We start from the raw sequence: 22,849 nt of genomic DNA, 5'->3' as shown, positions 1-22,849 counted from the left end.
ATGCAAATCAAGGCTATATCGACATTATTGATCGATCTGGCGGCTGTCCATATTCATGCACGCCAATGACAGGTCACAAGTCCAGCACCCAGGTCTGGCCGTTCAATTCCGGGCCGAACATCCGGTGCTTCTCCTCGGAGACAAGCTGGAAGCCAGCCTTGATATAGATGGCCCGGGCGGCGTCGAGGATGTCGTTGGTCCAGAGCGAGAGTTGCCGGTAACCGGCATCGCGTGAGAAGCGTATGCATTCGTCGACCAGCAATTTGCCGAGGCCGAGACCGCGCGCCGCCTTGTCGATGTAAAGAAGCCGGAGCTTCGCAACGCCGTCGCCACCGTCGGTAATCATGACGGAGCCGACATTCTGGCCGCCACGCTCCGCGATCCAGCATCGTTCCTTATCCGGGTTGAACCTTGACAGGAACTCGCCCCCAACTTTCGCGACCAGTCCTTCAAAACGGTCATCCCAGCCGAATTCCTCTGTGTAGAAGCGGGCCTGACTTTGCACGATCCAGCCAATGTCGCCTGCACGGTGGGTTCGGATGACGAGGGGCGGTGGTGTATGGCGGTCCGATCCGAGCGTGGTCTGGATCGTCCGCATCGCCTCGACGATGCGCTCGGGCTCGCCGGGGGCAAGCGCGTCGAAATGCCCGGCGAGCTGGGCGCGGGAGCGGCGAACAAATTCGAGGAACTGCGCCTTTCCCTTGTCGGTGACAGTGATGATCTGGCTGCGTAGATCACTGGGATCAGACTTGGTCTCGATCAAGCCGTCTTCGCGGAAACGCTTCAGGATGCGGCTGAGATAGGCGGGATCGAGATGCAGATCGCGGGTGAGCGTCGAGGCGGCGATGCCGCCATGGGAGCCGATCTCGAACAGCACACGGGCGTCGGTCAAGGTGTAAGAGCTGTCGAGATAGGCTTTGTTCAGAACGCCGAGGAAGTTCGTGTAAAAACGGTTGAAGTCGCGGACCGCGTCTATGGTCGCGAGTTCCGTGGTAATAGACATGGACATCGTCTCCCTGCAATATGGGAAACGATGTCCATTGTTTGTTGGACTCAGTCAAGTAAATTCGATTTTACCTACGCGGCGCGGCTGTCGCTGGCCTTTTCGGCACCGAGCGTAAAATCGACGGCGGCCTGCGCGTGGATCGTGGTGGAATCAAAGCCCGGCAAAGCAAGCCCGTTCGGATCGAGGATCAGGCAGATCTCGGTGCAGCCGAGGATGACGCTATCGGCACCTGCGGCTTTTGCGCGTTCGATGATCTCTATCAGTGCCTCGCGCGACTCGTGCCTGACGATGCCGGCGCAGAGTTCGCTGAAGATGATATCATGAGTGACCGTGCGGTCGTCGGCGTTCGGCACCATAACGGAAATGCCGTTACGCGCCATACGATCGGCGTAGAAGCCATGCTCCATCGTATAGCGGGTAGCCAGCAACAGCGGCTTGACGCGGCCGGCCGCCTTCAGCGCGATGGCCGTCTCGTCGATGATGTTGAGCAGCGGCACGGAGATGCGGGCAGCAACTTCCGGCGCGATCAGGTGCATGGTGTTGGTGCAGATCAGCACGCATTCAGCGCCGGCGGCCTGCAGGCGGTGTGCAACATCGCCGAGACGGGCTGCGGCGGCATCCCAGCGTCCGGCCTTCTGCATGCTGACGATCTCTTCGAAATTGACGGAGTACATCAACACCTCGGCGGAGGCGAGACCGCCCAGTCTGCCACGAACCATCTCGTTGATCATGCGGTAATAGACCGCCGAACTTTCGAAACTCATGCCGCCGATCAGGCCGATGGTGCGCATAATGCTGCTCTCCGTTATTGTTCTGAATGACGGAATAGTGCGGTATTTCAGCCGCCTTATGTTTGCAATCTTTGTCGCGAGTCCGTTTTCTTCTGCAGTTTTTTGCGCCATTATGTTGGATGACGCAAAAATACAGCGTCGCCAAGGAGATTGCCACGCATGCTTGACGAACGCGACCGGAAGATTCTCGATCTCTTGCAGGCCGATGCCGGCATCTCGGTGACGGATCTTGCCGACCGCGTAGCGTTGTCGGTCTCGGCCTGCTCGCGGCGCATCCAGCGGCTGGAGGAAAGCGGCCATATCGCCCGGCGCATCGTCGTGCTCGATCGCGAGAAGATGGGTGTGCCCACGACACTCTACGCGCTGATCAAGACTGCGCATCATGCCGACGAATGGATCGAAAAGTTCCGCAAGGTTATCGGCGATATTCCCGAGATCGTCGAGGCGCATCGTTTGACGGGCAATTATGACTACATCCTGAAGATCGTGTTGCCTCGCGTCGAGCATTACGACGTCATCTACAAACAGATCGTCCGCAAGGTGGAACTGTTCGACGTTTCCGCCTCGATCTCGATGGAGGAGCTGAAAAGCGGCGCCTCCATTCCCGTCGGCTATGCGCAATAGGTCCATAGAGTCGCAGGCTGGTTTTGCATATTATCTCAGCGAATTCTCTCAGCTAAGGTGTCATGGCGTGTGTGCTTTAGAGGCAATTTGTCATGAGCAATGCGGACATCCAGAACTATGCTCTGCCCGGCGAGAAGTTGTTATGGCATGGCCGGCCGAAACAAGGCCTTATGTTTAGCAGGAAGGACCTGCTTTTGGTGCCATTTTCGCTGATGTGGGGTGGCTTTGCGATCTTTTGGGAAAGTATGGTTGCACGCCAGGCCAATGCACCGTTGTTTTTCAAGCTGTGGGGTCTGCCTTTCATCCTGATCGGCTTGTACCTCATCATAGGTCGCTTCGTGCTGGATGCATTCGTCCGCGCCAGGACGCAATATGCGGTCAGCGATCAGCGTATCATGGTCTTGCGCGAAGGCTGGTTTTCCAAGCTTCTGACCGTACCGCTGGAGCGGTTGCAGACCCTGGATCTGGATCAGAATGGCAATGGAACGGGTACGATCAGCTTCGGAAACGATGTCCAGATCGGCTATGGTCGCCGTGGCGGCGGTATCGGTCTTTGGACACCCGCGCTTTCGAATACCCCTAAATTTCTAGGCATCGCCAATGTGCGTGAGACATTCGATCTGATCCAGCGAGCGCGAAATCGATGACGGCATTCTCTATCCCCCAGTAAGAATCACGCCCGCACAGGTGCCATGCATAAAAGGCAGTTGCTGGCCGTCGCCCTCAACTCTACGTTTGCGGCGATGTCATAGATGCGGGGTGTCGTTATGCAGGATCGTCATATCGTTGTCGTCGGAGGTGGTTTCGGCGGATTGCAGCTTGCGAACGATCTGAAGGGCGCGCCAGTCCGCATAACATTGATCGACCGGCGTAACCATCACCTGTTCCAGCCGCTGCTCTATCAGGTTGCGACCACCTTGCTCGCGACATCCGAGATCGCCTGGCCGATCCGCAACTTTTTCCGCGACCGGCCGGAGGTGACGACGCTGTTGGCGGAAGTCGTGGATGTCGACAGCAGCGCGCATACGGTCACGCTGAAGAATGGCGATACGATCGGCTATGATACGCTGGTGCTGGCGACGGGGGCGACCCACGCCTATTTCGGCCATGACGAATGGGAGCCAGTGGCGCCGGGGTTGAAGACGCTTGAGGATGCGACGACCATTCGCCGCCGCGTGCTTCTGGCCTTCGAGCAGGCCGAGCTGGAAAAAGATCCGGCCATTCGCGAGGCGCTCCTGACCTTCGCCATCGTTGGCGCCGGGCCGACCGGGGTCGAGCTTGCCGGCATCATCGCGGAGCTCGCCAGAAAAACGCTGCCAAAGGAATTCCGCAACATCGATACCAGCAAGGCGAGGATCATCCTTGTCGAAGCAGGCCCACGCGTGCTCGCAAGTTTTGTCGAGGAATTGTCGGACTACGCCCAGAAGGCGTTGGAAAGGCTGGGTGTCGAGATCCACTTCGGCAAGCCCGTTACCTCATGCACTGCCGAGGGCGTGACGATCGGGGACACCTTCGTGCCATGCCGTACCATCGTCTGGGCAGCTGGCGTGCAGGCGTCGCCGGCGGCGAAATGGCTTGACATTCCCGCCGATCGTGCCGGCCGTGTCGTGGTCGACAAGGAATTGCGAGCGCCGGGCCAGCCGGATATTTTCGTCATCGGCGATACGGCGGCGGTCACGCGTGAGGACGGTAGTCCCGTGCCGGGCATCGCGCCGGCCGCCAAGCAGCAGGGCGCCTACGTTGCCAAGGTGATCCGGGCCAAACTATCGGGCCAACCGGCTCCAGGACCGTTCCATTATCGGCATCAGGGAAGTCTCGCCACCATCGGCAAGAGTGCCGCGATCATCGATTTCGGCCGGATCAAGCTCAAGGGCGGCATCGCCTGGTGGGTCTGGGGTCTTGCCCATATCTATTTCCTGATCGGCACGCGCTGGCGCATCGCGGTCGCCTGGAGCTGGCTGTGGATCTATATCAGCCGCCAGCACAGCGCCCGGCTGATCACGCAAAGGGAAACCATGCGCGAGGAATGAAAAAGGGCAGCCGCGATGGCTGCCCTTTCCTTGTAAGGCCTGCAACGCGAGGCTTATGCCAGCGAGGCGATATCGATGACGAAGCGGTAACGGACGTCGCTCTTGAGAACGCGCTCATAGGCTTCATTGATCTTGTCGATGTTGATCAGCTCGATTTCCGAGACGATGTTGTGCTCGCCGCAGAAGTCCAGCATTTCCTGGGTTTCCTTGATCGAGCCGATCATCGAGCCGGAGAGGCTGCGGCGGCCGGGGATCAGCGAGAAGGCATGGACCGGAACGGCATGTTCCGGAACGCCGAGCAGCACCATGCTGCCGTCATACTTCAGCAGGTTCAGGTAGGCATTCCAGTCGATGGCGGTGCCGACCGTGTTGAGGATCAGGTCGAAGGTGCCTGCGAGCTTGGTGAAGGTTTCGGCATCGCTGGTGGCGTAATAGTGGTCGGCGCCGAGCTTGAAGCCGTCTTCCTTCTTCGACAGCGTCTGGCTGAGAACCGTGACGTCGGCGCCCATGGCGTGCGCCAGCTTGACGCCCATGTGGCCGAGGCCACCCATGCCGACAACAGCGATCTTCTTGCCAGGGCCGGCCTTCCAGTGGCGCAGCGGCGAGTAGAGCGTGATGCCGGCGCACAGCAGCGGTGCACCTGCGTCGAGCGGGATGTTGTCCGGGAAGGAGAGGACATAGCCTTCCTTGACGACGATCGAGTCGGAATAGCCGCCATAAGTCGGCGTCTTGCCGTCGGCTTCGACGTCGTTGTAGGTCTGGACCAGGCCCGGCATAAAATGTTCGTAGTCGAGGTCGCGCGTGGCGCAGGTCGTGCAGGAATCGACGAAGCAGCCGACGCCGACGCGGTCGCCGACCTTGAACTTGGTCACTTTCGAACCGACGGCGGTCACGATGCCGGCGACTTCATGGCCGGGTACCATCGGATACTTCGAGCCGCCCCATTCGTTGCGGGCCTGGTGGATGTCGGAATGGCAGACGCCGCAATATTTGACGGAGATGGCGACATCATCGTCATTCGGAGCACGGCGTTCGAAGGTGAAGGGGGTGAGCGGCTTGGACGCGTCGGTGGCGGCGTAGCCCTTTGCAATAGCCATGGGGAGTTCCTTTTTGGTAGGATTGGCTTTAGATGTAGGTCGAAATTCTGGTGATTGATATGCATCAGAAGCGAGCGACAGCGTTAGAGCGATCCTGCAAGCTTTATGTACGATTCTCCGAATCTGGGTGAGCGGCGCTCTTTCGAAACGGCTGGCGACGACCTAGATAGATCTCGACAAATCCTCAAAACAATTGGTTGCGCATGACCCTGCCTTTCAATCCAAACCAGGAACTCGCTTCCATCATTGCCCGTTTCGCCCCTGGCGAAGGAGAGCATCGTACGCCGATAGAGGGCCTTAATCTCTATCGGCAATCGGCTGCGACGGTTTGGCAACATGGGGCCTACCGGCCCTGCTTTGCCGTTGTGGTCCAGGGGCGCAAGACGTTGACTGTCGGTGCAGATACATACCACTACGGCGTCGGCGAGTATATTCTGACCGCCCTCGATCTGCCAGTATCGACGCAGGTCACCAATGTCGGCAGCGAAACCCCCTATCTTTGTTTCGGCATGGCGCTCGACAGCGAACGGCTGAAGGAGTTGTTGTCGCGTGTCAGTATTCCGCGCGAGGCGATGACGGCGGAACCCGTGCGTGGGTTGGCGGTCAATCCTGCCTCGCCAGAGCTGCTCGACGCTTCGTTGCGGCTGCTCCGATTGCTCGACCGGCCGGAGGATATTCCGGCCATGGCGCCGCTGATCGAGCAGGAAATCCTCTATCGCCTGCTGACCGGCCCGAATGGACCCCGGTTGCTACAGGTTGCCATGGCCGAGAGCCAGAGCAACAGGGTGGCGCGCGCCATCGCGTGGATTCGCGGCAATTTCGCCCAGCCGCTGCGCATCGAGGAGCTGGCCGAGCGCGCCGGCATGAGCGTTTCCTCGCTGCATCATCATTTCAAAGCTGTCACGGCCATGACGCCGATACAGTACCAGAAGCAGCTCCGTCTGCATGAGGCACGGCGGCTGATGATCGTGGAGCAGCTCGATGTCGGCTCCGCCGGTCATCGCGTCGGCTATCAGAGCCCGTCGCAGTTCAGCCGCGAATATAGTCGCCTTTACGGCCTGTCGCCGCTCCGGGACGTCGAAGGCATGCGCAGTCCGATCGCCGCGGAATAGTTTCTCGTGCTTTATTGATGCGGTGCAGCGACGATTTTCGCTTGACGCTTGCGGTGCTCTACGCCATAACGCGCCACGAACCGTACCGTACGGTACTCATTTGAGGATAACCATCGTGCTTAGCGAAGCAGGACAGTCGAGCGAGTTTTCGCCGCGCCAGAACGCCGTTCTGGAGCAGGCGTTGCGTTTGCTCGTCGATGGCGGCGAAAAGGCGCTGACGACCTCGGGCGTTGCGCGCGCCGCCAATTGCTCAAAGGAAAGTCTTTATAAGTGGTTCGGCGATCGCGACGGCCTGCTGTCGGCGATGATCACCTATCAGGCAAGCAAGGTGCGCACGTTTGAGCGCAACGGCGAGCGGCTGACAGGGACGAGCCTGCACGATCATCTCGTGGTGTTCGCGCGTGATCTGCTGGAGGTTCTGGCAGGCGACGTGTCGCTGGCTTTGAACCGCCTGGCGATTGGCCAGTCGAACCGCGACGGCTCCAAGCTCGGCAAGCTGCTGCTGGAGCGCGGTCGCCGCCAGATCGACCGTCGCGCCAGCGGCCTCATCGATGCCGGCAAGCGGGCGGGGTTACTGCGCTTCATGGATGCCGACGAGGCTTATCACACGCTTTACGGGCTCATCGTTTCCGATCTGCATGTGCGCATGCTGCTCGGCGAGCCCGGTTTGAAGGATACGAGCCGTCAGGCGGAGAGGGCGGTCACCGCTTTCCTCAAGCTTTACGGCACGGAAAAGGTTTCGGCGGAAGCAGCAGCAACCGTCTGAGAAGTTTCAATTTACGCTTTACACCAGACAAGCAAAGGGAAGGAAAAACAATGCGCGTCTATTACGATCGTGATGCTGATCTCAATCTCATCAAGTCGAAGAAGGTTGCCATCATTGGCTATGGTTCGCAGGGCCGCGCTCATGCGCTGAACCTGAAGGACAGCGGCGCACAGAACGTTGTGATCGCGCTGAAGGCCGGTTCGCCGACCATCAAGAAGGCCGAAGCCGATGGCTTCAAGGTCATGACGGTTGCTGAAGCTGCCGGCTGGGCCGACCTGATGATGATGGCGACCCCTGACGAGTTGCAGGCCGACATCTACAAGGCCGACATCGCTCCGAACATCCGTGACGGCGCTGCGATCGCTTTCGCACACGGCCTCAACGTTCACTTCGGCCTCATCGAGCCGAAGGCTTCGGTCGACGTTGTCATGATCGCTCCGAAGGGCCCGGGCCACACGGTTCGCGGCGAATACCAGAAGGGCGGCGGCGTTCCTTGCCTCGTTGCCGTTCACCAGAACGCTTCCGGCAATGCCCTTGAACTCGCTCTCTCCTACGCCTGCGGCGTCGGCGGCGGTCGTTCGGGCATCATCGAAACCAACTTCCGCGAAGAGTGCGAAACCGACCTCTTCGGCGAACAGGTCGTTCTCTGCGGCGGTCTCGTCGAACTGATCCGCGCTGGTTTTGAAACCCTGGTCGAAGCCGGTTACGCACCGGAAATGGCCTATTTCGAGTGCCTGCACGAAGTGAAGCTGATCGTCGACCTGATCTATGAAGGCGGCATCGCCAACATGAACTACTCGATCTCCAACACGGCTGAATGGGGCGAATACGTCTCCGGCCCGCGCATCATCACGGCTGAAACCAAGGCTGAAATGAAGCGCGTCCTGAAGGACATCCAGACTGGCAAGTTCACCTCGGATTGGATGCAGGAATACCGTTCGGGCGCCGCCCGCTTTAAGGGTATCCGCCGCATGAACGACAGCCACCAGATCGAAGAAGTCGGCGCCAAGCTGCGCGGCATGATGCCTTGGATCGGCAAGAACAAGCTGGTCGACAAGAGCGTCAACTAAGCTTTTCGGCGATTGCTGGAATGGGAAAGGCCGGGGCGAAAGCTCCGGCCTTATTCTATTTCCGCGCTTTGACGTAGAGCCATTTCGTCGGCTTGCCGTCGAAACCGCCGCCGTCGGCTTCGGTCATTGCGATATCTCTCCAGCCGCCTTTGTCGAGCAGAGCCGTCAGCCATGCGACCGAGGGGTAGTTATAGTAGCGGCCGAACGTGTCATGGCCTTCGGCTTCGCCGGCTTTGAAGCTGGCGTGGAAGATGCCACCGGCTTTCAGCGCGCGATGGATTCGATCAAGAATATCGGGCAGGGCGGCACGAGGCGCATGCAGCAGGCTGGCTTCGGCCCATACGCCGTCGTGAGCGTCTTCGATGTCGAGCGTTTCGAACCGCAATATCTGCACGGGCCTGCCGATCAGGGCTTCCGCCTGTTTGGCAAGCTCGATCGAGCCGTCAGTGGGCGTTACGTCGAAACCGCGCGAAATCACATAGGCCGCGTCCTGTCCAGCGCCGCAACCAAGTTCAAGGATGGATGCGTTTGAGGGAAGAGCGGCGAGGAAGGCATCAAGCCGGCTTCGCGGCAGGTTGCGTTCGCGCGTTGCGTAGATGGTGGCGTTGTCGTCGTAGAAGGAGGAGGTGGGGTCGTCGTTTGTCATGTCAGACTATTGCCTTCGGAAGATAAATTACGTTTTCCAGCCCCTTGAAATGCGCGTCGCAAGTCAGGACATCGGCATCGTGCTGGAGGGCGGTCGCATAGATAATCGCGTCGGCCGTGGCGAGCTTGTGTTGCACGGTGATCTCAGCGGCGCGACGCGCGATGGCCGTGTCCAACGATACGACGTTGCATAGCATTGTGTAGGCGATGAAATTGTTCAGGGCGTCTTCGCCTTGCTCTCGAAGAAGCCATTTGGAAAGTTCAAGCTGGACAATCGTTGGAACGATGCAGTCGCCGGGTTCTGGAATTTGATCGGAGAGTTGCTGTCCGAGGGGGCTATCAAGAATCCATTCGATCCACGCGGAACTATCAACCACGCGCATCAGAAGCGGTCGTCCCGATCACGGTAGTTCTCCGGATTTGCGCCACGCGCCATACCTTTGAGGTCTTCCAAAGTCGGGACAGGCATGAGGAGAACGCCTTTGCCTTTCGGAATGAATACGAACTCCTGGCCCGCGCTCCAGTGCTGCTGCTCGCGTACTTCTTTCGGGATCGATATCTGAAATTTCGAGGAAAGTGTTGCGGTAGCCATTCTTACGTTTTTCCTATCGACTGATATTACGTAAGAATAACACTTAAGCAGAGGAATGTGTAGGCCCTTCAAGAAGCGGAAAACAGCGCGCCGCGCTGGCAGAAAGCCCCATGCTCCCGATCAATCCTGATTCCTTGTCACCATTACAAACAAAATAGGTCAGCATTGTTGACTTATATTTTATTGCGTGATTTTGTGTCGCAAAGACCAAAAATTACGAGGAAGCCCCATGTTGAATTGGGAAAACATCTTTGCGACGCGTTCCAGCCGTATGCGCGCCTCCGAAATCCGCGAGCTGCTGAAGCTTTTGGAGCGGCCTGATATCATCTCTTTTGCCGGCGGTATTCCCGATCCGGCGCTGTTTCCCGATCAGGAATTCAAGCAGGCCTATGCGGACATCTTTTCCGGTCCGGCGGTCAACGCGGCGCTGCAATATTCGGTCAGCGAGGGCTATAAGCCGCTGCGCGAATGGCTGGTCGGCCAAATGGTGGCGCTTGGGGTTCCCTGCGAGCTCGAAAATGTCTTCATTGTCTCCGGTTCGCAGCAGGGTCTCGATTATCTCGGCAAGCTGTTCCTGTCGCCGAAAGATACGGCACTGGTAACGGCGCCGACCTATCTTGGTGCGCTGCAGGCCTTCAATGCTTATGAGCCGACCTACGATCAGCTCACCCCCGGCGGCAACCGCACCCCGGTCTCCTATCGCGCGGCTGCGGAACAGGCCGGCGGCAGGGTGAAATTTGCCTATCTCTCCGCCGATTTTGCCAATCCGACCGGCGAAACGGTCGATCTCGCTTCCCGCGAAAAGCTGATCGATCTCGGCGACGAGCTGGATATCGCCATCATCGAAGATGCCGCCTATCAGTCGCTGCGTTACAACGGCGAGCCGGTTCCGCTGATCCTGGCGCTGGAAATCGCCCGCAAGGGCCATATCAATGATACGCGCACGATCTATTGCGGCAGCTTTTCCAAGACCTTGGCGCCGGGGCTTCGCGTTGGCTTCGTCGTTGCCAATGCGCCCGTTATCCGCAAGCTGGTGCTGATGAAGCAGGCGGCTGACTTGCATTCCTCGACCATCAACCAGATCGCTATCCATCAGGTCGCCGAGCGCGGTTTCGATGCGCAGGTCGCCAAGGTTCGCAAGGCCTATAGCAAACGCCGCGACTGCATGCTGACCGCGCTTGCGAAATATATGCCTGATGGTACGAGTTGGACCAAGCCGGAAGGCGGTATGTTTGTCTGGGTCACCCTGCCGAAGGGCATGGATGGCGCCAAGCTGCTGGCGAAATCGCTGGAAACCGTCAAGGTCGCCTTTGTGCCCGGCCAAGCCTTCTTCGCCGACGGCTCCGGCCCGAACACCTTCCGTCTCAGCTTTTCCTGCGCCAACGAGCAGATGATCGACGAGGGTATTTCGCGCCTCGGGACATTGATCGCTGGCGAGCTGGGGGCGATGGCGGCCTGAGCCGCCACGCCATCTTCCATGCTTACTTCGCCAGATGCGGGGCGATCAGCGACAGGTCTGCCTCGCTGAGCCGGTCGCTGGCCGTATTGCGCTGGTGCCAGTAGGGGTAGAGCAGCGGCAGCAGGCTGACATCGTCGAGGCGCTTGCGCTCTTCGTCGGTCAGCTTCAGCTCGGCGCTGGCAAGGTTGTCCTTGAATTGTGCCTCCGTGCGTCCGCCGATGATGACCGAGGTGACGCCCTTGCGGCCGATCAGCCAGGCGAGCGCCACTTGCGCCGCCGAGACGCCGCGGCTGTCGGCAATGTTCACCAGCGTATCGACGATATTCCACAGGCGGTTCTCGTCGCGGATCGGCGGCTCGGTCCAGCCGGCGAACTGGCGGGTGCCTTCCGGCGTCGCCTGATTGCGGCGGTGCTTGCCGGAAAGAAGTCCGCCGGCGATCGGGCTCCAGACCAGCACGCCGAGGCCCTGGTCGATGCTGACCGGCAGCAGTTCGTATTCGGCGTCGCGGGCCTCCAGCGTATAATGGATCTGCTGGCTGACGAAACGCTGGTACTTGTCGTGCTCGCTGACGCCGAGCGCCTTCATGATGTGCCAGGCGGAGAAATTCGAGCAGCCGATATAGCGCACCTTGCCCTGGCGGACGAGCGTGTCGAGCGCCTCCATCGTCTCTTCGAGCGGCGTTTGGCCGTCCCATTGATGCAGCTGATAGAGGTCGATGACATCAGTCTTCATGCGCTTCAGGCTGGCTTCGCAGGCCTGGATCAGGTGTTGGCGCGAGGAGCCGGCATCATTGACGCCATCGCCCATCGGGAAGCGGGCCTTGGTGGCGATCAGCACGCCGTTCTTGCGCGGTCCGCCGATGATCTCGCCAAGGATTTCCTCCGAAGCACCTTGGGAGTAGACATCGGCCGTGTCGAGCAGGTTGACGCCGGCGTCGAGGCACATGTCGACAAGCCGCTTCGCCTCGCTGACGCCGAGATCGCCGACGGTCTTCGCCCAGCCAACGCCGCCGAAGGTCATGGTGCCCATGGTGATGGTGGAAACCTTGAGGCCAGAACGGCCCAGCAGACGATATTCCATAGATTTATCCTCCAAAAATCAGATCTGAAATGCGTGCGCTAGGAAATAGCGCGGGGTGCCGATGGTCAAGGTCGAATGATAGTATGAACGGTACTGACACTCTAAATTGAACTGTCACAATCATGTTAAGCCACACGTCTAAGGAACCTGCCTGATCTTCCAGCCAAGGACGCTCCATGAAGACGTTTGTTTCCGCTTTCGCCGGCCTTTTGGCCGGTGCTCTCTTCTCCGGTTCGGCCATCGCTGCCGACCTCGTCCTTTATACCAGCCAGCCGAATGCCGATGCGCAGGCGACCGTCGATGGCTTCATGGCCGCCAATCCTGAAATCAAGGTCGATTGGGTTCGCGACGGCACGCCGCAGATCATTGCCAAGCTGCAGGCGGAGATCCAGGCCGGCGCTCCGGTCGCCGATGTTCTCCTGATCGCCGACACGGTCACGCTGGAGCGTCTGAAGGAAGCCGGCAAGCTGCTGGCCTACAAGTCGCCGGAAGCTGCAAACTACGATGCGGCGCTCTATGACGCCGACGGCTATTATTATTCGACCAAGCTGATCACCACCGGCATCGTCTACAACACCGCCGCTGCGATGAAGCCGACGAGCTGGCAGGATCTGACGAAGCCGGAGGCCAAGGGTCTGGTTGCCATGCCAAGCCCGCTTGCTTCGGGTGCCGCTCTCATTCATGCGCAGACGCTCGCTGGCGTCGGCAGACTCGGCTGGGATTTCTATAAGAACCTCGCCGCCAATGGCGCGGTCGCTGCGGGCGGCAACGGCGCGGTGCTGAAGTCGGTTGCTTCCGGCGAAAAGGCCTACGGCATGGTCGTCGACTACATGCCGATCCGCGAAAAGGCCAAGGGCGCGCCGCTGGAATTCGTATTCCCCACCGAAGGCGTTTCGGCCGTGACTGAGCCGGTCGGCATTCTCGCCAGCGCCAAGCATGCCGACGCTGCCAAGAAGTTCGTCGATTATGTCCTGTCCGAAAAAGGCCAGGAAGGCTTCCTGAAGCTCGGCTATATCCCGGCTCGCAACGGCATGTCGCTGCCTGCCGGTTTCCCGGCGCGTGACAGCATCAAGGTTTTGTCATTGAATGCGTCTGAAGCCCTGAAGAATACCGATCAGGACCTGAAGACCTTCTCCTCCTACTACGGATCGAAGTGATCCGATCTGGACAGTCGATGTACGGATATATGCGTAAGGGAAACAGCCAGCCAGCCTGGCTGTTTCCTTTGTCGTCACCATCGTGTTGCTTCTGAGCGTGCTGCCGCTGGCGCGGCTGGCGGAGGCCGGCATCGCGGCGCTGCTGCGCGGCGGCGCCTATGAGCTGATCACCGATCCCGCCCTCTGGCGCTCCGCCTGGTACACCATCGAGACGGCCGTGCTCGGCACGCTAATTTCCGTGTTGCTTGGCTGCCTCTTCGCTTTCCTTCTGACCCTGACCGACATGCCGGGCAGGGGGGGCGCTCGGTTTCCTCTTCGTCCTGCCGATGATGATCCCGCCGCAGGTGACGGCGCTGGCATGGGTGCAGATGTCCGGTCCGTCGAGCCCGTTGTTGAAAGCGTTGCATATCGCCCCGCCGCTCGGTTCGCCGCAACCGCTCTATTCGGTCGGTGGCATTGCGCTGCTTTACGGCGTGCAGCACGCGCCGTTGGTCTATCTGGCGCTTCGAGCCGGGCTGATGGCATTGCCGCGGGATGGCGTCGAGGCGGCGAGATTGTCAGGCGCTTCCGGGCTGCGCGTTTTCCGCGACATTATCCTGCCGCTGTCGCTGCCCGGCATGATCGCCGGTGTTGCCATCGCCTTCGTTTCCTCTGTCGGCAATTTCGGCATTCCGGCGATCCTCGGCATACCGGCTTCGATCTTCACACTATCGACGCTGATCTTCACCAAATTCTCCACCTTCGGCCCGCGCACCTTCGGCGATATCGCCCTGTTGTCGGCGATGATCGCGGTGATCGCTGTCGCCGGTCTTGCTGTTCAGAGCAGGGCGCTGAGGGGGCGGGATTATCGGGTGATCGGCCTGTCCGGCGCATCGGCCGCCTTCTCACTCGGTCGCTGGCGTCTTGTTGCCATGCCGCTGCTCTGGGCGATCCTGTTCGTCATGCTGGTCGCGCCCTTCTTCGCGCTGGTCGCAGGTGCACTGGTGCCGGCTTATGGCGTGCCGTTGACCTTCAAGACGGCGTCTTTGAATGCCTTTGCCGAAATCCTGTTCCGCCAGACGGTGACGCGCACCGCCTTTTCCAACTCCCTGTTTCTTGCCGGAACGACGGCACTTGGTCTCCTGGTGGTGACAGTCCTCGCGGCCTATGCGCTGACAAAGCGCAAGGACATGCTGAGCCGGATCGTCGCGGGCTTGATCGAGATTCCCTATTCGTTGCCGGGGATCATCATCGCCGTCTGCTTCATTCTTGTTTTTGCTGCTCCCCTGCCGATCCTCAACATCACGCTCTACGGCACGATCTGGATCATTCTGCTTGCCTATTTCTCCGCCTATTTCGCCGTCAGCCTCAAGCCGGTGATGAGTGCCTTCCTGCAGCTCGATCCGGCGCTGGAAGAGGCGGCGCGTCTATCAGGAGCCGGCTTCTTCCGGCGTCTCTTTGATATCATTGTGCCGCTGATCGCGCCGGCAGCGGGCGCCTCGGTGATCCTGGTCTTTCTCATCGCCTGCAACGAATTGACGGTCTCGGCCCTGCTCTGGTCGGCAGGTACGCAGACGCTCGGTGTCGTCATCTACAATCTCGATGACGGCGGCAGCTCTGATCTTGCCTCTGCCATGTCGGTCATCGTCATCGCCATGGTCGTCAGCATGATGCTGCTGCTGGAAATCCTGGCCAAGCGGCTGCCGAAAGGAGTGGTGCCGTGGCGAAGCTGATCCTCAATCACGTCAGCAAGGATTTCGGCACTGGCGGACGTGCCGCCGTCCATGCTTTGTCACTGGATGTTCGTGAAGGCGGTTTTCTGGCGCTGCTCGGGCCGTCCGGCTGCGGCAAGACGACGGTGCTCAGAATGATAGCCGGCTTCGAGCAGCCGACGGATGGTTCGATCCATCTTGGCGAACGCCTGCTGGCCGACGCCGCCCATACCTTGCCGCCGGAGCGCCGCAACATGGCGATGGTCTTCCAGTCCTATGCGCTCTGGCCGCATATGAATGTTGCCGACAATGTCGGTTATCCGTTGAAGGTGCGCGGTATTTCCGGCGAGCGCTACCGTCAGAAGGTGCGCGAGGCGCTATCGACGGTGCGGTTGGAGGATTATGCCGAACGGCGGCCCGCCGATCTCTCCGGCGGCCAGCGCCAGCGTGTGGCGCTGGCGCGCTGCCTGGTGACATCGCCCGATGTCGTGCTGCTTGACGAACCGCTCGCCAATCTCGACCGTCACCTGAAGAAGGAAATGGAGGAGACGTTCCGCGAGTTCCATCAGCGCTCCGGCGCCACCATGGTCTACGTCACCCATGACCAGAGCGAAGCCATGGCGCTGGCAACCGATGTCGCGGTGATGTCCGAGGGACAGTTGTTGCAGGTGGCGGCACCGGCGGAGATCTATGCGCGGCCTGACGGGCGGCTGGTCGGCGGATTGGTCGGTCAGGGCGCGATCCTGTCGCTTGCCATTCCGGATGGCTGGCCACGGTCGATCGATTGGCCGGCATTGAAGGCGATCTGGAGCGAGCAGGAAGAGAAGATCCCACGTGCCGATATTCTCGTTCGACCAGAGGACGTTGTGGCCGATGCGGAGGGCATTGCATGCCGGGTAGACTCCGTTCTCTACGAGGGCGAGCGTTATGCGCTACGGCTGTCGCTGCCGGACGGTCAGGTGCTGAGAGCCTATAGCCGTGAAGCGGTAAAGCCCGGCGATGTCTACGCCGTCGCCATTCGTTCGGCTTGGCGGCTCTGATCGATACGGCGAGACGGAAAGACAAGATGGTTGTTCGATGCCTCCACCTGTGCTTGATTTGCCTGATCTCACGAATGGGAGTCGCGCCATGTCCGACCAGAGCTTCCCGATTTTCGACCTTGGCGCTTTCGAGGCGGCTGGTGATCAGGAGAAGAGGCGGCTTGGTGCCGAGGTCGACGAGATTTGCCGTTCGACCGGTTTCTTGGCGATCGCCAATCACGGTGTCGATGACGCGGTGGTTCAAGGCGTATGGGCCAAGACCCATGCGTTTTTCGACCGGCCGGCCGATGTCAAGCAGCGGGTGAAGGCACCTTATCCCGGATATCCCTACGGTTATCTCGGCCCCGGCACCGAGGCTTTGGCGAAATCGCGCAATGTCGATACGCCGCCGGATCTCAAGGAAAGTTTCAACGGCGGACCGCTTGCCGTGCCGCCTGATATGACCGATCCCGAGGCGCTCGGCTTCTGCTATGCCGCCACTATCTGGCCGGAGGGGCCTGAAGGCTTCGTGGACGCGTGGAAGGCCTACTACCGCTCGATGGAGGATCTGGCGCGGCGGATCATGCGGGTCTTTGCGACGGCGCTTGGTCTCGACGAGCATTTCTTCGACAGCTACGTCGATACACCGATCAGCGCGCTCCGGGCCCTGAACTATCCGGAGCAGCGTGTTGCGCCGCAGCCGGGCCAGCTGCGCGCCGGCGCGCATACCGATTACGGCAGCCTGACGATCCTTTTGCCGCAGCCGGGCTCCAAGGGTCTGGAGATTATCGCTCCGGATGGTCAATGGACGCCGGTGCCGCCGGTAGCGGGTGCCTTCGTCATCAATATCGGTGACCTGATGGCGCTGTGGACGAACGATCGCTGGGTTTCGACCGTGCACCGCGTCGTCAATCCGCCACCGGAGGAAGGCGGCATGCAGCGTCGACAGTCGCTGGCTTTCTTCCATCAGCCGAACTGGTTCGCCGAAATTGCCTGCTTGCCGTCCTGCTTGCCGCCGGGAGAGGAGCCGAAATATGCGCCGGTGCTCTCGGGCCCCTATCTCATGGGCAAGTTCAAATCGACCGTCACCGCCAAAGCTGGTTGAGATGCGCGAGCCGAGCCAATCCCGATATCCATAAACCGGAATGCTTCATGTCCCTGCGTCTTGCCACCTTCAATGTCGAAAACCTGCTGACCCGTTTCGATTACACCGGTTTTCGCAATCAGTTGCGGCAGGACCGGGTGCTGAAGCTGTTCGATGTAAAGAACGAGAATATCTACCAGCAGCTTGAAGCGGCCCGCGTCGTGGCTGCGACTGACGACACGCGGCAGATGACGGCGCTCGCCATTGCCGATGCGAATGCCGATATCATCTGCCTGCAGGAAGTCGACAGCATGGCCGCCCTGCAGGCTTTTGAATATGGCTATCTCTTCCGCATGGTCGGCAATGGCTATCGGCAGAAATTCCTGATCGAGGGCAATGACTCCAGGGGTATCGACGTTGCCGTCATGATGCGCGAGCAGACGAGCGACGGACAGCCGATCGTACTCATCGATATCAAAAGTCACGCCATGGTGACTTATCGCGATTTCGATCTGTTCACCGAAGAACTGGCGGCGCTCGGCCTTCACGAGGACGACAAGATCTTCAAGCGCGACTGCCTGGAACTCGATCTGACCGTTGGCGGCGTGCCGTTCTCACTCTATGTCGTGCATCTGAAGTCGATGGGTCCGGCGCGGGAGGGCGCCGATGGTCGCCATTCGACCATGCCGGTGCGCCGCGCCGAGACGCTGGCGGTGCGCCACATCATCGAGACCCGTTTCGGCGCCGGTCATACGGCCGCCAAGAATTTCGCCATTTGTGGTGACATGAACGACTATCAGGAACGCGTCGATGTTATTGGCACGCGCCATACCGGTTATCGCTTCGAACACCGGGATGAAGAAGCGAGTGCGCTCGATGTCTTTAGCGAAGACGGTTTCGTTGAAAACGTCATGCGGCGGCGTGACGAGCTCGACCGCTGGACGCTCTACCACGCGCGCGGGCCACAGGAGCAGTGGCTCTGCCAGCTCGATTACATCTGGCTGTCTCCGGCCCTTGCGCAAGCCAATGCGACGCGGTTGCCCGACGTCGTCCGCTCCGGCCAGCCTTTTCGCACCATCTTTCCGCCCGGACAGGAGGTGGAACGCTATCCGCGTACGGGTTGGGACAGGCCGAAGGCTTCCGACCATTGCCCCATCGTCATGACATTGGATCTTTTATGAACTCCGCTTTCAAACCGCAAAATGACATGGCCGGCTGGCCGCCGGAGAATACCGTATTTCCGGTCGCCCGCATCGACCTCAAGGTGATTGCCGGCGATCATCCCTTTCATCTCAACGAAGCCGAAGCGGCGGGTGAGAACTGGAAGAGGGAGATTGCCACCAATCCGGCGCTTTACGACGGCCGTATGATCTTCCAGTATCGCCTCGAGGTCAGCGAGCTAGCCGTGGCGGGCGAGGGCTATCTAACGCCTTTCTCCACATTCATGTGGTGGCGCAAGCACAGGGAGCGTGGCGGTGGCTTTCATGTCTTCGCCTTTCCGGTCGCCGTCTCCTCCGATGGCGCGATCATCGCCATCCGCATGGCGCAGCATACTGCCAACCCCGGTCAGGTCTATTGCGCTGCGGGTTCGATGGATGAAAACGACATTGTCGACGGTCGTTGTGATGTCGAGGGTAATATGCGGCGCGAGGTTTTGGAGGAAACCGGTCTCGATCTTGACGTAGCCATTGCCGAGGCCGGCTATTATGCGACGCATGCCAACCGCTCCGTCACCCTGTTCCGCATCTTCCGCTTTCCCTGGACCGCCGACGAGATGCTCGAAAAGATCAGGGCGCATATGCTGGTGGACGAGGAAAAGGAGATCGACGATGCGGTTGCCATCCGCTCCGCCGATCCGACGGCGCATCGCTACAGCTCGGCAATGCCGCCCATCCTGGCATGGTTCTTCGCTCGTGCGGAACAGCTTTAGCTTGCGCTCAAAGGTGTTGCCGTTATGTATGAGGAAGCCGGGTGGCTATGCAGTCTAAAGTCATGTGAGGGAGGCAGGGGTGGCCCGCAGCTTCAGTGTCTATGATGTGTTCACCGATAGCAGGCTTGCGGGCAATCCGCTGGCCGTGATTTTCGATGCCGAAGGCCTGAGCGATGAGGCGATGCAGGCGATTGCCAAGGAGATGAACCTTTCCGAGACGGTCTTCGTTCTGCCGCCGCAGAACCCGGCACATACGGCGAACCTGCGCATTTTCACTCCCGGACGCGAACTGCCTTTTGCCGGCCATCCGACGGTCGGTACGGCGATCGCGCTTGCCGAACGGGCGCACGCCAGCCATGGCGGCGAGATCGATCTGGTCTCGGTGCTGGATGAGCGGGTGGGGCCGGTGCGCTGCGCGGTCAGGCTCCGGCAGAATAAGGCGAGTTTTGCCGAGTTCGACTTGCCGCGAAAATCACAGCAAATCCTGCTGCCGCTCGACAAGGCTGATATCGCCAATGCGCTTAGTCTGAAGATCACCGAGGTCGGCTTCGAGAATCACGTTCCGTCGATCTGGAGCGCTGGCGTGCCGTTCCTGTTGGTACCGGTGCATGATGTTGGAGCGGCCGAGCGGCTGGAATTCGATCTGCCGCTTTGGGAAAAGATGGTGCCTTTCGTCGATGGCGCGCTTGCCTCCGCCTTCGTCTATTGTCGCGGCGGCGTCAATCACAACGCCAAGTTCCATGCCCGCATGTTCCCAGTCGGGATGGGCATTGTCGAGGACCCCGCGACGGGCTCGGCCGTGGCGGCGCTCTCCGGCGCCATTCATCAATTCGACCAGTTGCCGGATGGGCATCATCCGATCATCGTCGAGCAAGGAGTCGAGATGGGCCGTCCGTCCTTCATTCACCTCCATATCGATATCGATGGCGGCGAGATCGCCAATGCGCGTATTGGCGGCCAAGCGGTGCGTGTTGCGACCGGAATTCTTGAGCTTTGATTTTGTTTGGTTTTTTTCATTATACGAAATTTTTTTGACGAATAACCAAAGAAAATGCGTCTGTCCGCTAGACAATCAAACCGATCCTATTTATATGCCCGTTCACACCGCCAGCGAGCGGTTACGGGTGATTAGCTCAGTTGGTAGAGCAGCTGACTCTTAATCAGCGGGTCGTAGGTTCGAACCCTACATCACCCACCAAATTCTCCTAGATTACATCGGGATAGAAGCGTCAGTTCATGCTGGCGGCTTTCCCTTTTGGGGTTCGTTTGCAGGATCTTAAGGTCATAAAGCCGTAGGCATCATCATCGGTTTGCGGATCGGTTCGAGGACGTTGACCCGATGATAATGCATCTGGCCGCTGGACAATCAAACCGATCCCATCTATATGGCCATTCAAGCCGCCAGCGAGCGGTTACGGGTGATTAGCTCAGTTGGTAGAGCAGCTGACTCTTAATCAGCGGGTCGTAGGTTCGAACCCTACATCACCCACCAAATTCTCCTAGATTACATCGGGATAGAGGCGTCAGTTCAAACTGGCAGCCTTTCCTTTTGGTTTTCGTTCGCGGGATCTCAGGACCATCAGGCTGTTGCCATCATCAGCTTGCGGATCGGGCCGAAGAGATCGACCTGATGACCAGGAATGAGCGGCTTCATCCATATGGACGCTAAGCGGCGCACTTTTTCAAAGCAGAATCAGGGTTCGGAAATTTTCGCGGAGAAAACCGCGGAAATACGGACGATTGTACGCGCCAGGCGTTCAACCAATCGCCGTTGACCTTAGGTATCTGACATTCGCGCCAGTGCTTACCTAATGCCTTTTATGCCCGCCTTCCATCATACTGAAGACGAAGATCACGACCAGGAGCAGGATCAGCGTGTAGTCGAAGGCGGATAGCATGTGGAGCAGTTCCATGATGTTTCTCCTCCCAGAGAACATGAACGAGAACAATCATTAGTATGTTCTTTTATTGGGTGTATGCCAAGTTTTTTACATCCTGCGGTGCAATAACGCCGTTGTGCGCGGCACAAAGAAGTGTTTGTTCGCAAAGGCGATATCGGTTTTTGACACCGATGAGCGGGTTGGCGGGAACCATTCGGCTTGCCACGGCATTCTATTGTCAATAAAATTTGTAGAGTATATTGCTATGAAGCATGCGCGATTGGCGGCGCTAAGATCGTCCGCGTGATCGATCGGACTGGAAGGATTTGCGATGACCACTTGTTCTCACGATTCGTCGCGTGGTCGGCCAGTCATCGCAATTATCGGCGGCGGTGTTTCCGGCGCGGCGGTCGCCTTTCACCTGCTGCAGCGCCGGCGGCTGCTGCCCGGTCAGCTTTTCATTTTCGAACCACGCACCAGGTTGGGGGCGGGGCTTGCCTATGATACCCAGGATCCCGCGCATCGCATCAATGTGCCGGCGGCGAAGATGAGCCTGCTGCCTGATGATCTCGAACATTTTCAACGCTGGATCGAAGCGAAGGATGCACTGGCCGGCGACGACACGGCTGTGGCGGCGAATGGCAGCCTGTTTCCACGGCGCGAGGTTTTCGGACGTTATATCAATGACATGGTGCAGCCCTTTGTTGATGATGGCCGCATCACCCATGTGGCTGAAAAGACTGAGAAAGTGCAGCGACTGGATGGTCGCTGGTTGATCAGTGGTGAGGCGGGCAGGCGGGTAGAGGCGGATATTCTTGTCATTGCCACGAGCCATCCGTCGCCGTTGCCACCGGAGCCGTTGCGGAGCGTTTTGGCCGGCCATCCGCTTTTTGTCGTCGATCCGACGCGGCCGGATGCACTCGTTGCCATCCGTGCTGACGATCGCGTACTCGTGGTGGGCAACGGCCTGACTTCCGCCGACGTCATCGCCTCCCTTACCCTGCGCGGTCACAAGGGACCGATCACCGCCATCTCCAGACGTGGTTTGCGGTCACGCGGCCATGCGCCTGTGAGGCAGGAGCTGTTCGGCGATTTCGTCAGTCACCCATCGCGCACCGCGCTCGATCTGTTGCGGAATGTGCGCGCCACCATTCGCCAGGCGGAAGCCGAGGGGCGGAGCTGGCACGCGGTCATCGATCAGGTGCGTGCGCAAGGACAGGATTTGTGGCGGGCGATGTCACTCAAAGAGCGGCGGCGCGTGGTCCGGCATTTGCGGCCCTTCTGGGATGTCCATCGTTTCCGCGTCGCCCCGCAGGTGGAGGCCGCCAGCGAGGAAGCGATTCGCGATGGCAGGCTGGAGGTGCTGGCAGCCTCCATCGCATCCGTGGAGAGCAAGGATGGGGCGATTGATTGTCGGCTCGACCTCAGCCATTCCGCCGGGAGTATCGATCGTCAGTTCGATGCGGTCGTGGTGACGACCGGGCCGGGCCATCGCGGCATATTGGAAACGCAAGGCTGGATCGGCGCACTTGCGGATGCCGGCTATCTCGCCATCGATGCGACACGCCTCGGCCTTGCCTGCAATACGACATCCCAGGCGCAGGGGCCGGATGGCGCGGTGTCACCGTCGCTGTTCATTTCAGGACCACTGGCGCGGGGTACTTTCGGCGAACTCATGGGCCTGCCGGAAGTGGTCGAACATGGCGTCTTCGTCGCGGAGCAAGTGGCGTCGGCAATCGGCGACCATGCCAATCGCAAGCACGACAGGCCACAATTCGATATTAACGCTGCGTAAAGGCAAGAAAAACTGCAAAA

The 22,849-nt window shown here is 59.6% G+C and carries 21 protein-coding genes, 2 tRNA genes and 1 pseudogene; 17 read left to right on the top strand and 7 right to left on the bottom strand.

Annotated features, from left to right (window positions below):
- Positions 1 to 73 precede the first annotated feature (73 nt).
- Positions 74 to 1,003 carry a bifunctional helix-turn-helix transcriptional regulator/GNAT family N-acetyltransferase gene (locus tag HB780_RS17495; RefSeq protein WP_183694239.1) on the bottom strand — a complete coding sequence of 310 codons (930 nt, stop codon included), beginning with the start codon at positions 1,001 to 1,003 and terminating at the stop codon, positions 74 to 76.
- A gap of 74 nt (positions 1,004 to 1,077) precedes the next feature.
- Positions 1,078 to 1,797, bottom strand: coding sequence for an aspartate/glutamate racemase family protein (locus HB780_RS17490; RefSeq protein ID WP_183694236.1), 720 nt, complete (start codon positions 1,795 to 1,797; stop codon positions 1,078 to 1,080).
- A gap of 159 nt (positions 1,798 to 1,956) precedes the next feature.
- Between HB780_RS17490 and HB780_RS17485 the strand changes: the two genes are divergently transcribed.
- From HB780_RS17485 to HB780_RS17475, 3 genes are all read left to right on the top strand, one after another.
- Positions 1,957 to 2,421, top strand: coding sequence for an Lrp/AsnC family transcriptional regulator (locus HB780_RS17485; RefSeq protein WP_183694233.1), 465 nt, complete (start codon positions 1,957 to 1,959; stop codon positions 2,419 to 2,421).
- A gap of 92 nt (positions 2,422 to 2,513) precedes the next feature.
- Positions 2,514 to 3,068 (top strand): PH domain-containing protein, encoded by a 555-nt coding sequence (locus tag HB780_RS17480; RefSeq protein WP_183694230.1) that lies wholly within the window; start codon positions 2,514 to 2,516, stop codon positions 3,066 to 3,068.
- 120 nt (positions 3,069 to 3,188) lie between these two features.
- A complete protein-coding gene (locus tag HB780_RS17475) occupies positions 3,189 to 4,451 on the top strand; it encodes an NAD(P)/FAD-dependent oxidoreductase (RefSeq protein WP_183697203.1) in 1,263 nt (420 codons plus the stop codon).
- Between the two features lie 53 nt (positions 4,452 to 4,504).
- On the opposite strand, the gene HB780_RS17470 is transcribed toward HB780_RS17475, so the two are convergent.
- Positions 4,505 to 5,548 (bottom strand): NAD(P)-dependent alcohol dehydrogenase, encoded by a 1,044-nt coding sequence (locus HB780_RS17470; protein ID WP_183694227.1) that lies wholly within the window; start codon positions 5,546 to 5,548, stop codon positions 4,505 to 4,507.
- A gap of 203 nt (positions 5,549 to 5,751) precedes the next feature.
- Here HB780_RS17470 and HB780_RS17465 point away from each other — a divergent pair, with 203 nt between their 5' ends.
- The 3 genes from HB780_RS17465 (at position 5,752) to ilvC (ending at position 8,496) form a co-directional block, all read left to right on the top strand.
- The gene (locus HB780_RS17465) at positions 5,752 to 6,660 is read left to right on the top strand and encodes an AraC family transcriptional regulator (RefSeq protein WP_183694224.1); all 909 of its coding nucleotides are present in this window, start codon (positions 5,752 to 5,754) and stop codon (positions 6,658 to 6,660) included.
- 115 nt (positions 6,661 to 6,775) lie between these two features.
- Entirely contained in the window at positions 6,776 to 7,426 is a 651-nt protein-coding gene (locus tag HB780_RS17460) for a TetR/AcrR family transcriptional regulator C-terminal domain-containing protein (RefSeq protein ID WP_183694221.1), read from the top strand.
- Between the two features lie 50 nt (positions 7,427 to 7,476).
- Complete coding sequence (ilvC, locus tag HB780_RS17455; RefSeq protein ID WP_183694217.1) at positions 7,477 to 8,496, top strand: ketol-acid reductoisomerase; 1,020 nt, start codon at positions 7,477 to 7,479, stop codon at positions 8,494 to 8,496.
- Between the two features lie 55 nt (positions 8,497 to 8,551).
- Here the strand turns inward: ilvC and HB780_RS17450 are convergent, their stop codons facing one another.
- Genes HB780_RS17450 through HB780_RS17440 form a run of 3 tightly spaced genes read right to left on the bottom strand, consistent with a single transcriptional unit; the run spans position 8,552 to position 9,733 of the window.
- Positions 8,552 to 9,142, bottom strand: a complete 591-nt coding sequence (locus HB780_RS17450; RefSeq protein WP_183694214.1) for a class I SAM-dependent methyltransferase — start codon at positions 9,140 to 9,142, stop codon at positions 8,552 to 8,554.
- A gap of 1 nt (position 9,143) precedes the next feature.
- Positions 9,144 to 9,524, bottom strand: coding sequence for a type II toxin-antitoxin system VapC family toxin (locus HB780_RS17445; RefSeq protein ID WP_183694211.1), 381 nt, complete (start codon positions 9,522 to 9,524; stop codon positions 9,144 to 9,146).
- Complete coding sequence (locus tag HB780_RS17440) at positions 9,524 to 9,733, bottom strand: AbrB/MazE/SpoVT family DNA-binding domain-containing protein (protein WP_183694208.1); 210 nt, start codon at positions 9,731 to 9,733, stop codon at positions 9,524 to 9,526. Before HB780_RS17440 ends, HB780_RS17445 begins: the two co-directional genes overlap by 1 nt.
- A gap of 229 nt (positions 9,734 to 9,962) precedes the next feature.
- Between HB780_RS17440 and HB780_RS17435 the strand changes: the two genes are divergently transcribed.
- A complete protein-coding gene (locus HB780_RS17435; protein WP_183694205.1) occupies positions 9,963 to 11,192 on the top strand; it encodes an aminotransferase-like domain-containing protein in 1,230 nt (409 codons plus the stop codon).
- Between the two features lie 22 nt (positions 11,193 to 11,214).
- On the opposite strand, the gene HB780_RS17430 is transcribed toward HB780_RS17435, so the two are convergent.
- Complete coding sequence (locus tag HB780_RS17430) at positions 11,215 to 12,273, bottom strand: aldo/keto reductase (RefSeq protein ID WP_183694202.1); 1,059 nt, start codon at positions 12,271 to 12,273, stop codon at positions 11,215 to 11,217.
- Positions 12,274 to 12,449: 176 nt separating this feature from the next.
- Here HB780_RS17430 and HB780_RS17425 point away from each other — a divergent pair, with 176 nt between their 5' ends.
- The 10 genes and pseudogenes from HB780_RS17425 (at position 12,450) to HB780_RS17380 (ending at position 22,829) form a co-directional block, all read left to right on the top strand.
- The gene (locus HB780_RS17425) at positions 12,450 to 13,430 is read left to right on the top strand and encodes an ABC transporter substrate-binding protein (RefSeq protein ID WP_183694199.1); all 981 of its coding nucleotides are present in this window, start codon (positions 12,450 to 12,452) and stop codon (positions 13,428 to 13,430) included.
- A gap of 17 nt (positions 13,431 to 13,447) precedes the next feature.
- A pseudogene (locus tag HB780_RS17420) lies at positions 13,448 to 15,142 on the top strand (ABC transporter permease).
- The gene (locus HB780_RS17415) at positions 15,130 to 16,161 is read left to right on the top strand and encodes an ABC transporter ATP-binding protein (RefSeq protein ID WP_183694196.1); all 1,032 of its coding nucleotides are present in this window, start codon (positions 15,130 to 15,132) and stop codon (positions 16,159 to 16,161) included. The pseudogene HB780_RS17420 and the gene HB780_RS17415 overlap by 13 nt, the downstream one beginning before the upstream one ends.
- Positions 16,162 to 16,249: 88 nt before the next feature.
- Complete coding sequence (locus tag HB780_RS17410) at positions 16,250 to 17,245, top strand: isopenicillin N synthase family dioxygenase (protein ID WP_183694194.1); 996 nt, start codon at positions 16,250 to 16,252, stop codon at positions 17,243 to 17,245.
- A 47-nt stretch (positions 17,246 to 17,292) separates the two neighbouring features.
- Complete coding sequence (locus HB780_RS17405; protein ID WP_183694191.1) at positions 17,293 to 18,405, top strand: endonuclease/exonuclease/phosphatase family protein; 1,113 nt, start codon at positions 17,293 to 17,295, stop codon at positions 18,403 to 18,405.
- Positions 18,402 to 19,154, top strand: coding sequence for an NUDIX hydrolase (locus HB780_RS17400; protein ID WP_183694187.1), 753 nt, complete (start codon positions 18,402 to 18,404; stop codon positions 19,152 to 19,154). Before HB780_RS17405 ends, HB780_RS17400 begins: the two co-directional genes overlap by 4 nt.
- 79 nt (positions 19,155 to 19,233) lie before the next feature.
- Positions 19,234 to 20,151 carry a PhzF family phenazine biosynthesis protein gene (locus tag HB780_RS17395; RefSeq protein WP_183694184.1) on the top strand — a complete coding sequence of 306 codons (918 nt, stop codon included), beginning with the start codon at positions 19,234 to 19,236 and terminating at the stop codon, positions 20,149 to 20,151.
- A 125-nt stretch (positions 20,152 to 20,276) separates the two neighbouring features.
- Positions 20,277 to 20,352 (top strand) — tRNA-Lys (locus tag HB780_RS17390).
- Positions 20,353 to 20,570: 218 nt separating this feature from the next.
- A tRNA-Lys gene (locus tag HB780_RS17385) sits at positions 20,571 to 20,646 on the top strand.
- Between the two features lie 719 nt (positions 20,647 to 21,365).
- Positions 21,366 to 22,829 carry an FAD/NAD(P)-binding protein gene (locus HB780_RS17380; RefSeq protein ID WP_183694181.1) on the top strand — a complete coding sequence of 488 codons (1,464 nt, stop codon included), beginning with the start codon at positions 21,366 to 21,368 and terminating at the stop codon, positions 22,827 to 22,829.
- The last annotated feature ends 20 nt before the right edge of the window (positions 22,830 to 22,849 follow it).

The sequence above is a fragment of the Rhizobium lusitanum genome, from assembly GCF_014189535.1.
In the GTDB taxonomy this organism is placed as follows: Bacteria; Pseudomonadota; Alphaproteobacteria; order Rhizobiales; family Rhizobiaceae; genus Rhizobium; species Rhizobium lusitanum_C.
This window is presented reverse-complemented; position numbering and strand designations above follow the sequence as displayed.

Coding starts and splice junctions, on each gene's coding strand:
- HB780_RS17495 (WP_183694239.1), bottom strand. CDS start 1,003: ATGTCTATTACCACGGAACTCGCGACCATAGACGCGGTCCGCGACTTC.
- HB780_RS17490 (WP_183694236.1), bottom strand. CDS start 1,797: ATGCGCACCATCGGCCTGATCGGCGGCATGAGTTTCGAAAGTTCGGCG.
- HB780_RS17485 (WP_183694233.1), top strand. CDS start 1,957: ATGCTTGACGAACGCGACCGGAAGATTCTCGATCTCTTGCAGGCCGAT.
- HB780_RS17480 (WP_183694230.1), top strand. CDS start 2,514: ATGAGCAATGCGGACATCCAGAACTATGCTCTGCCCGGCGAGAAGTTG.
- HB780_RS17475 (WP_183697203.1), top strand. CDS start 3,189: ATGCAGGATCGTCATATCGTTGTCGTCGGAGGTGGTTTCGGCGGATTG.
- HB780_RS17470 (WP_183694227.1), bottom strand. CDS start 5,548: ATGGCTATTGCAAAGGGCTACGCCGCCACCGACGCGTCCAAGCCGCTC.
- HB780_RS17465 (WP_183694224.1), top strand. CDS start 5,752: ATGACCCTGCCTTTCAATCCAAACCAGGAACTCGCTTCCATCATTGCC.
- ilvC (WP_183694217.1), top strand. CDS start 7,477: ATGCGCGTCTATTACGATCGTGATGCTGATCTCAATCTCATCAAGTCG.
- HB780_RS17450 (WP_183694214.1), bottom strand. CDS start 9,142: ATGACAAACGACGACCCCACCTCCTCCTTCTACGACGACAACGCCACC.
- HB780_RS17445 (WP_183694211.1), bottom strand. CDS start 9,524: ATGCGCGTGGTTGATAGTTCCGCGTGGATCGAATGGATTCTTGATAGC.
- HB780_RS17440 (WP_183694208.1), bottom strand. CDS start 9,733: ATGGCTACCGCAACACTTTCCTCGAAATTTCAGATATCGATCCCGAAA.
- HB780_RS17435 (WP_183694205.1), top strand. CDS start 9,963: ATGTTGAATTGGGAAAACATCTTTGCGACGCGTTCCAGCCGTATGCGC.
- HB780_RS17430 (WP_183694202.1), bottom strand. CDS start 12,273: ATGGAATATCGTCTGCTGGGCCGTTCTGGCCTCAAGGTTTCCACCATC.
- HB780_RS17425 (WP_183694199.1), top strand. CDS start 12,450: ATGAAGACGTTTGTTTCCGCTTTCGCCGGCCTTTTGGCCGGTGCTCTC.
- HB780_RS17410 (WP_183694194.1), top strand. CDS start 16,250: ATGTCCGACCAGAGCTTCCCGATTTTCGACCTTGGCGCTTTCGAGGCG.
- HB780_RS17405 (WP_183694191.1), top strand. CDS start 17,293: ATGTCCCTGCGTCTTGCCACCTTCAATGTCGAAAACCTGCTGACCCGT.
- HB780_RS17400 (WP_183694187.1), top strand. CDS start 18,402: ATGAACTCCGCTTTCAAACCGCAAAATGACATGGCCGGCTGGCCGCCG.
- HB780_RS17380 (WP_183694181.1), top strand. CDS start 21,366: ATGACCACTTGTTCTCACGATTCGTCGCGTGGTCGGCCAGTCATCGCA.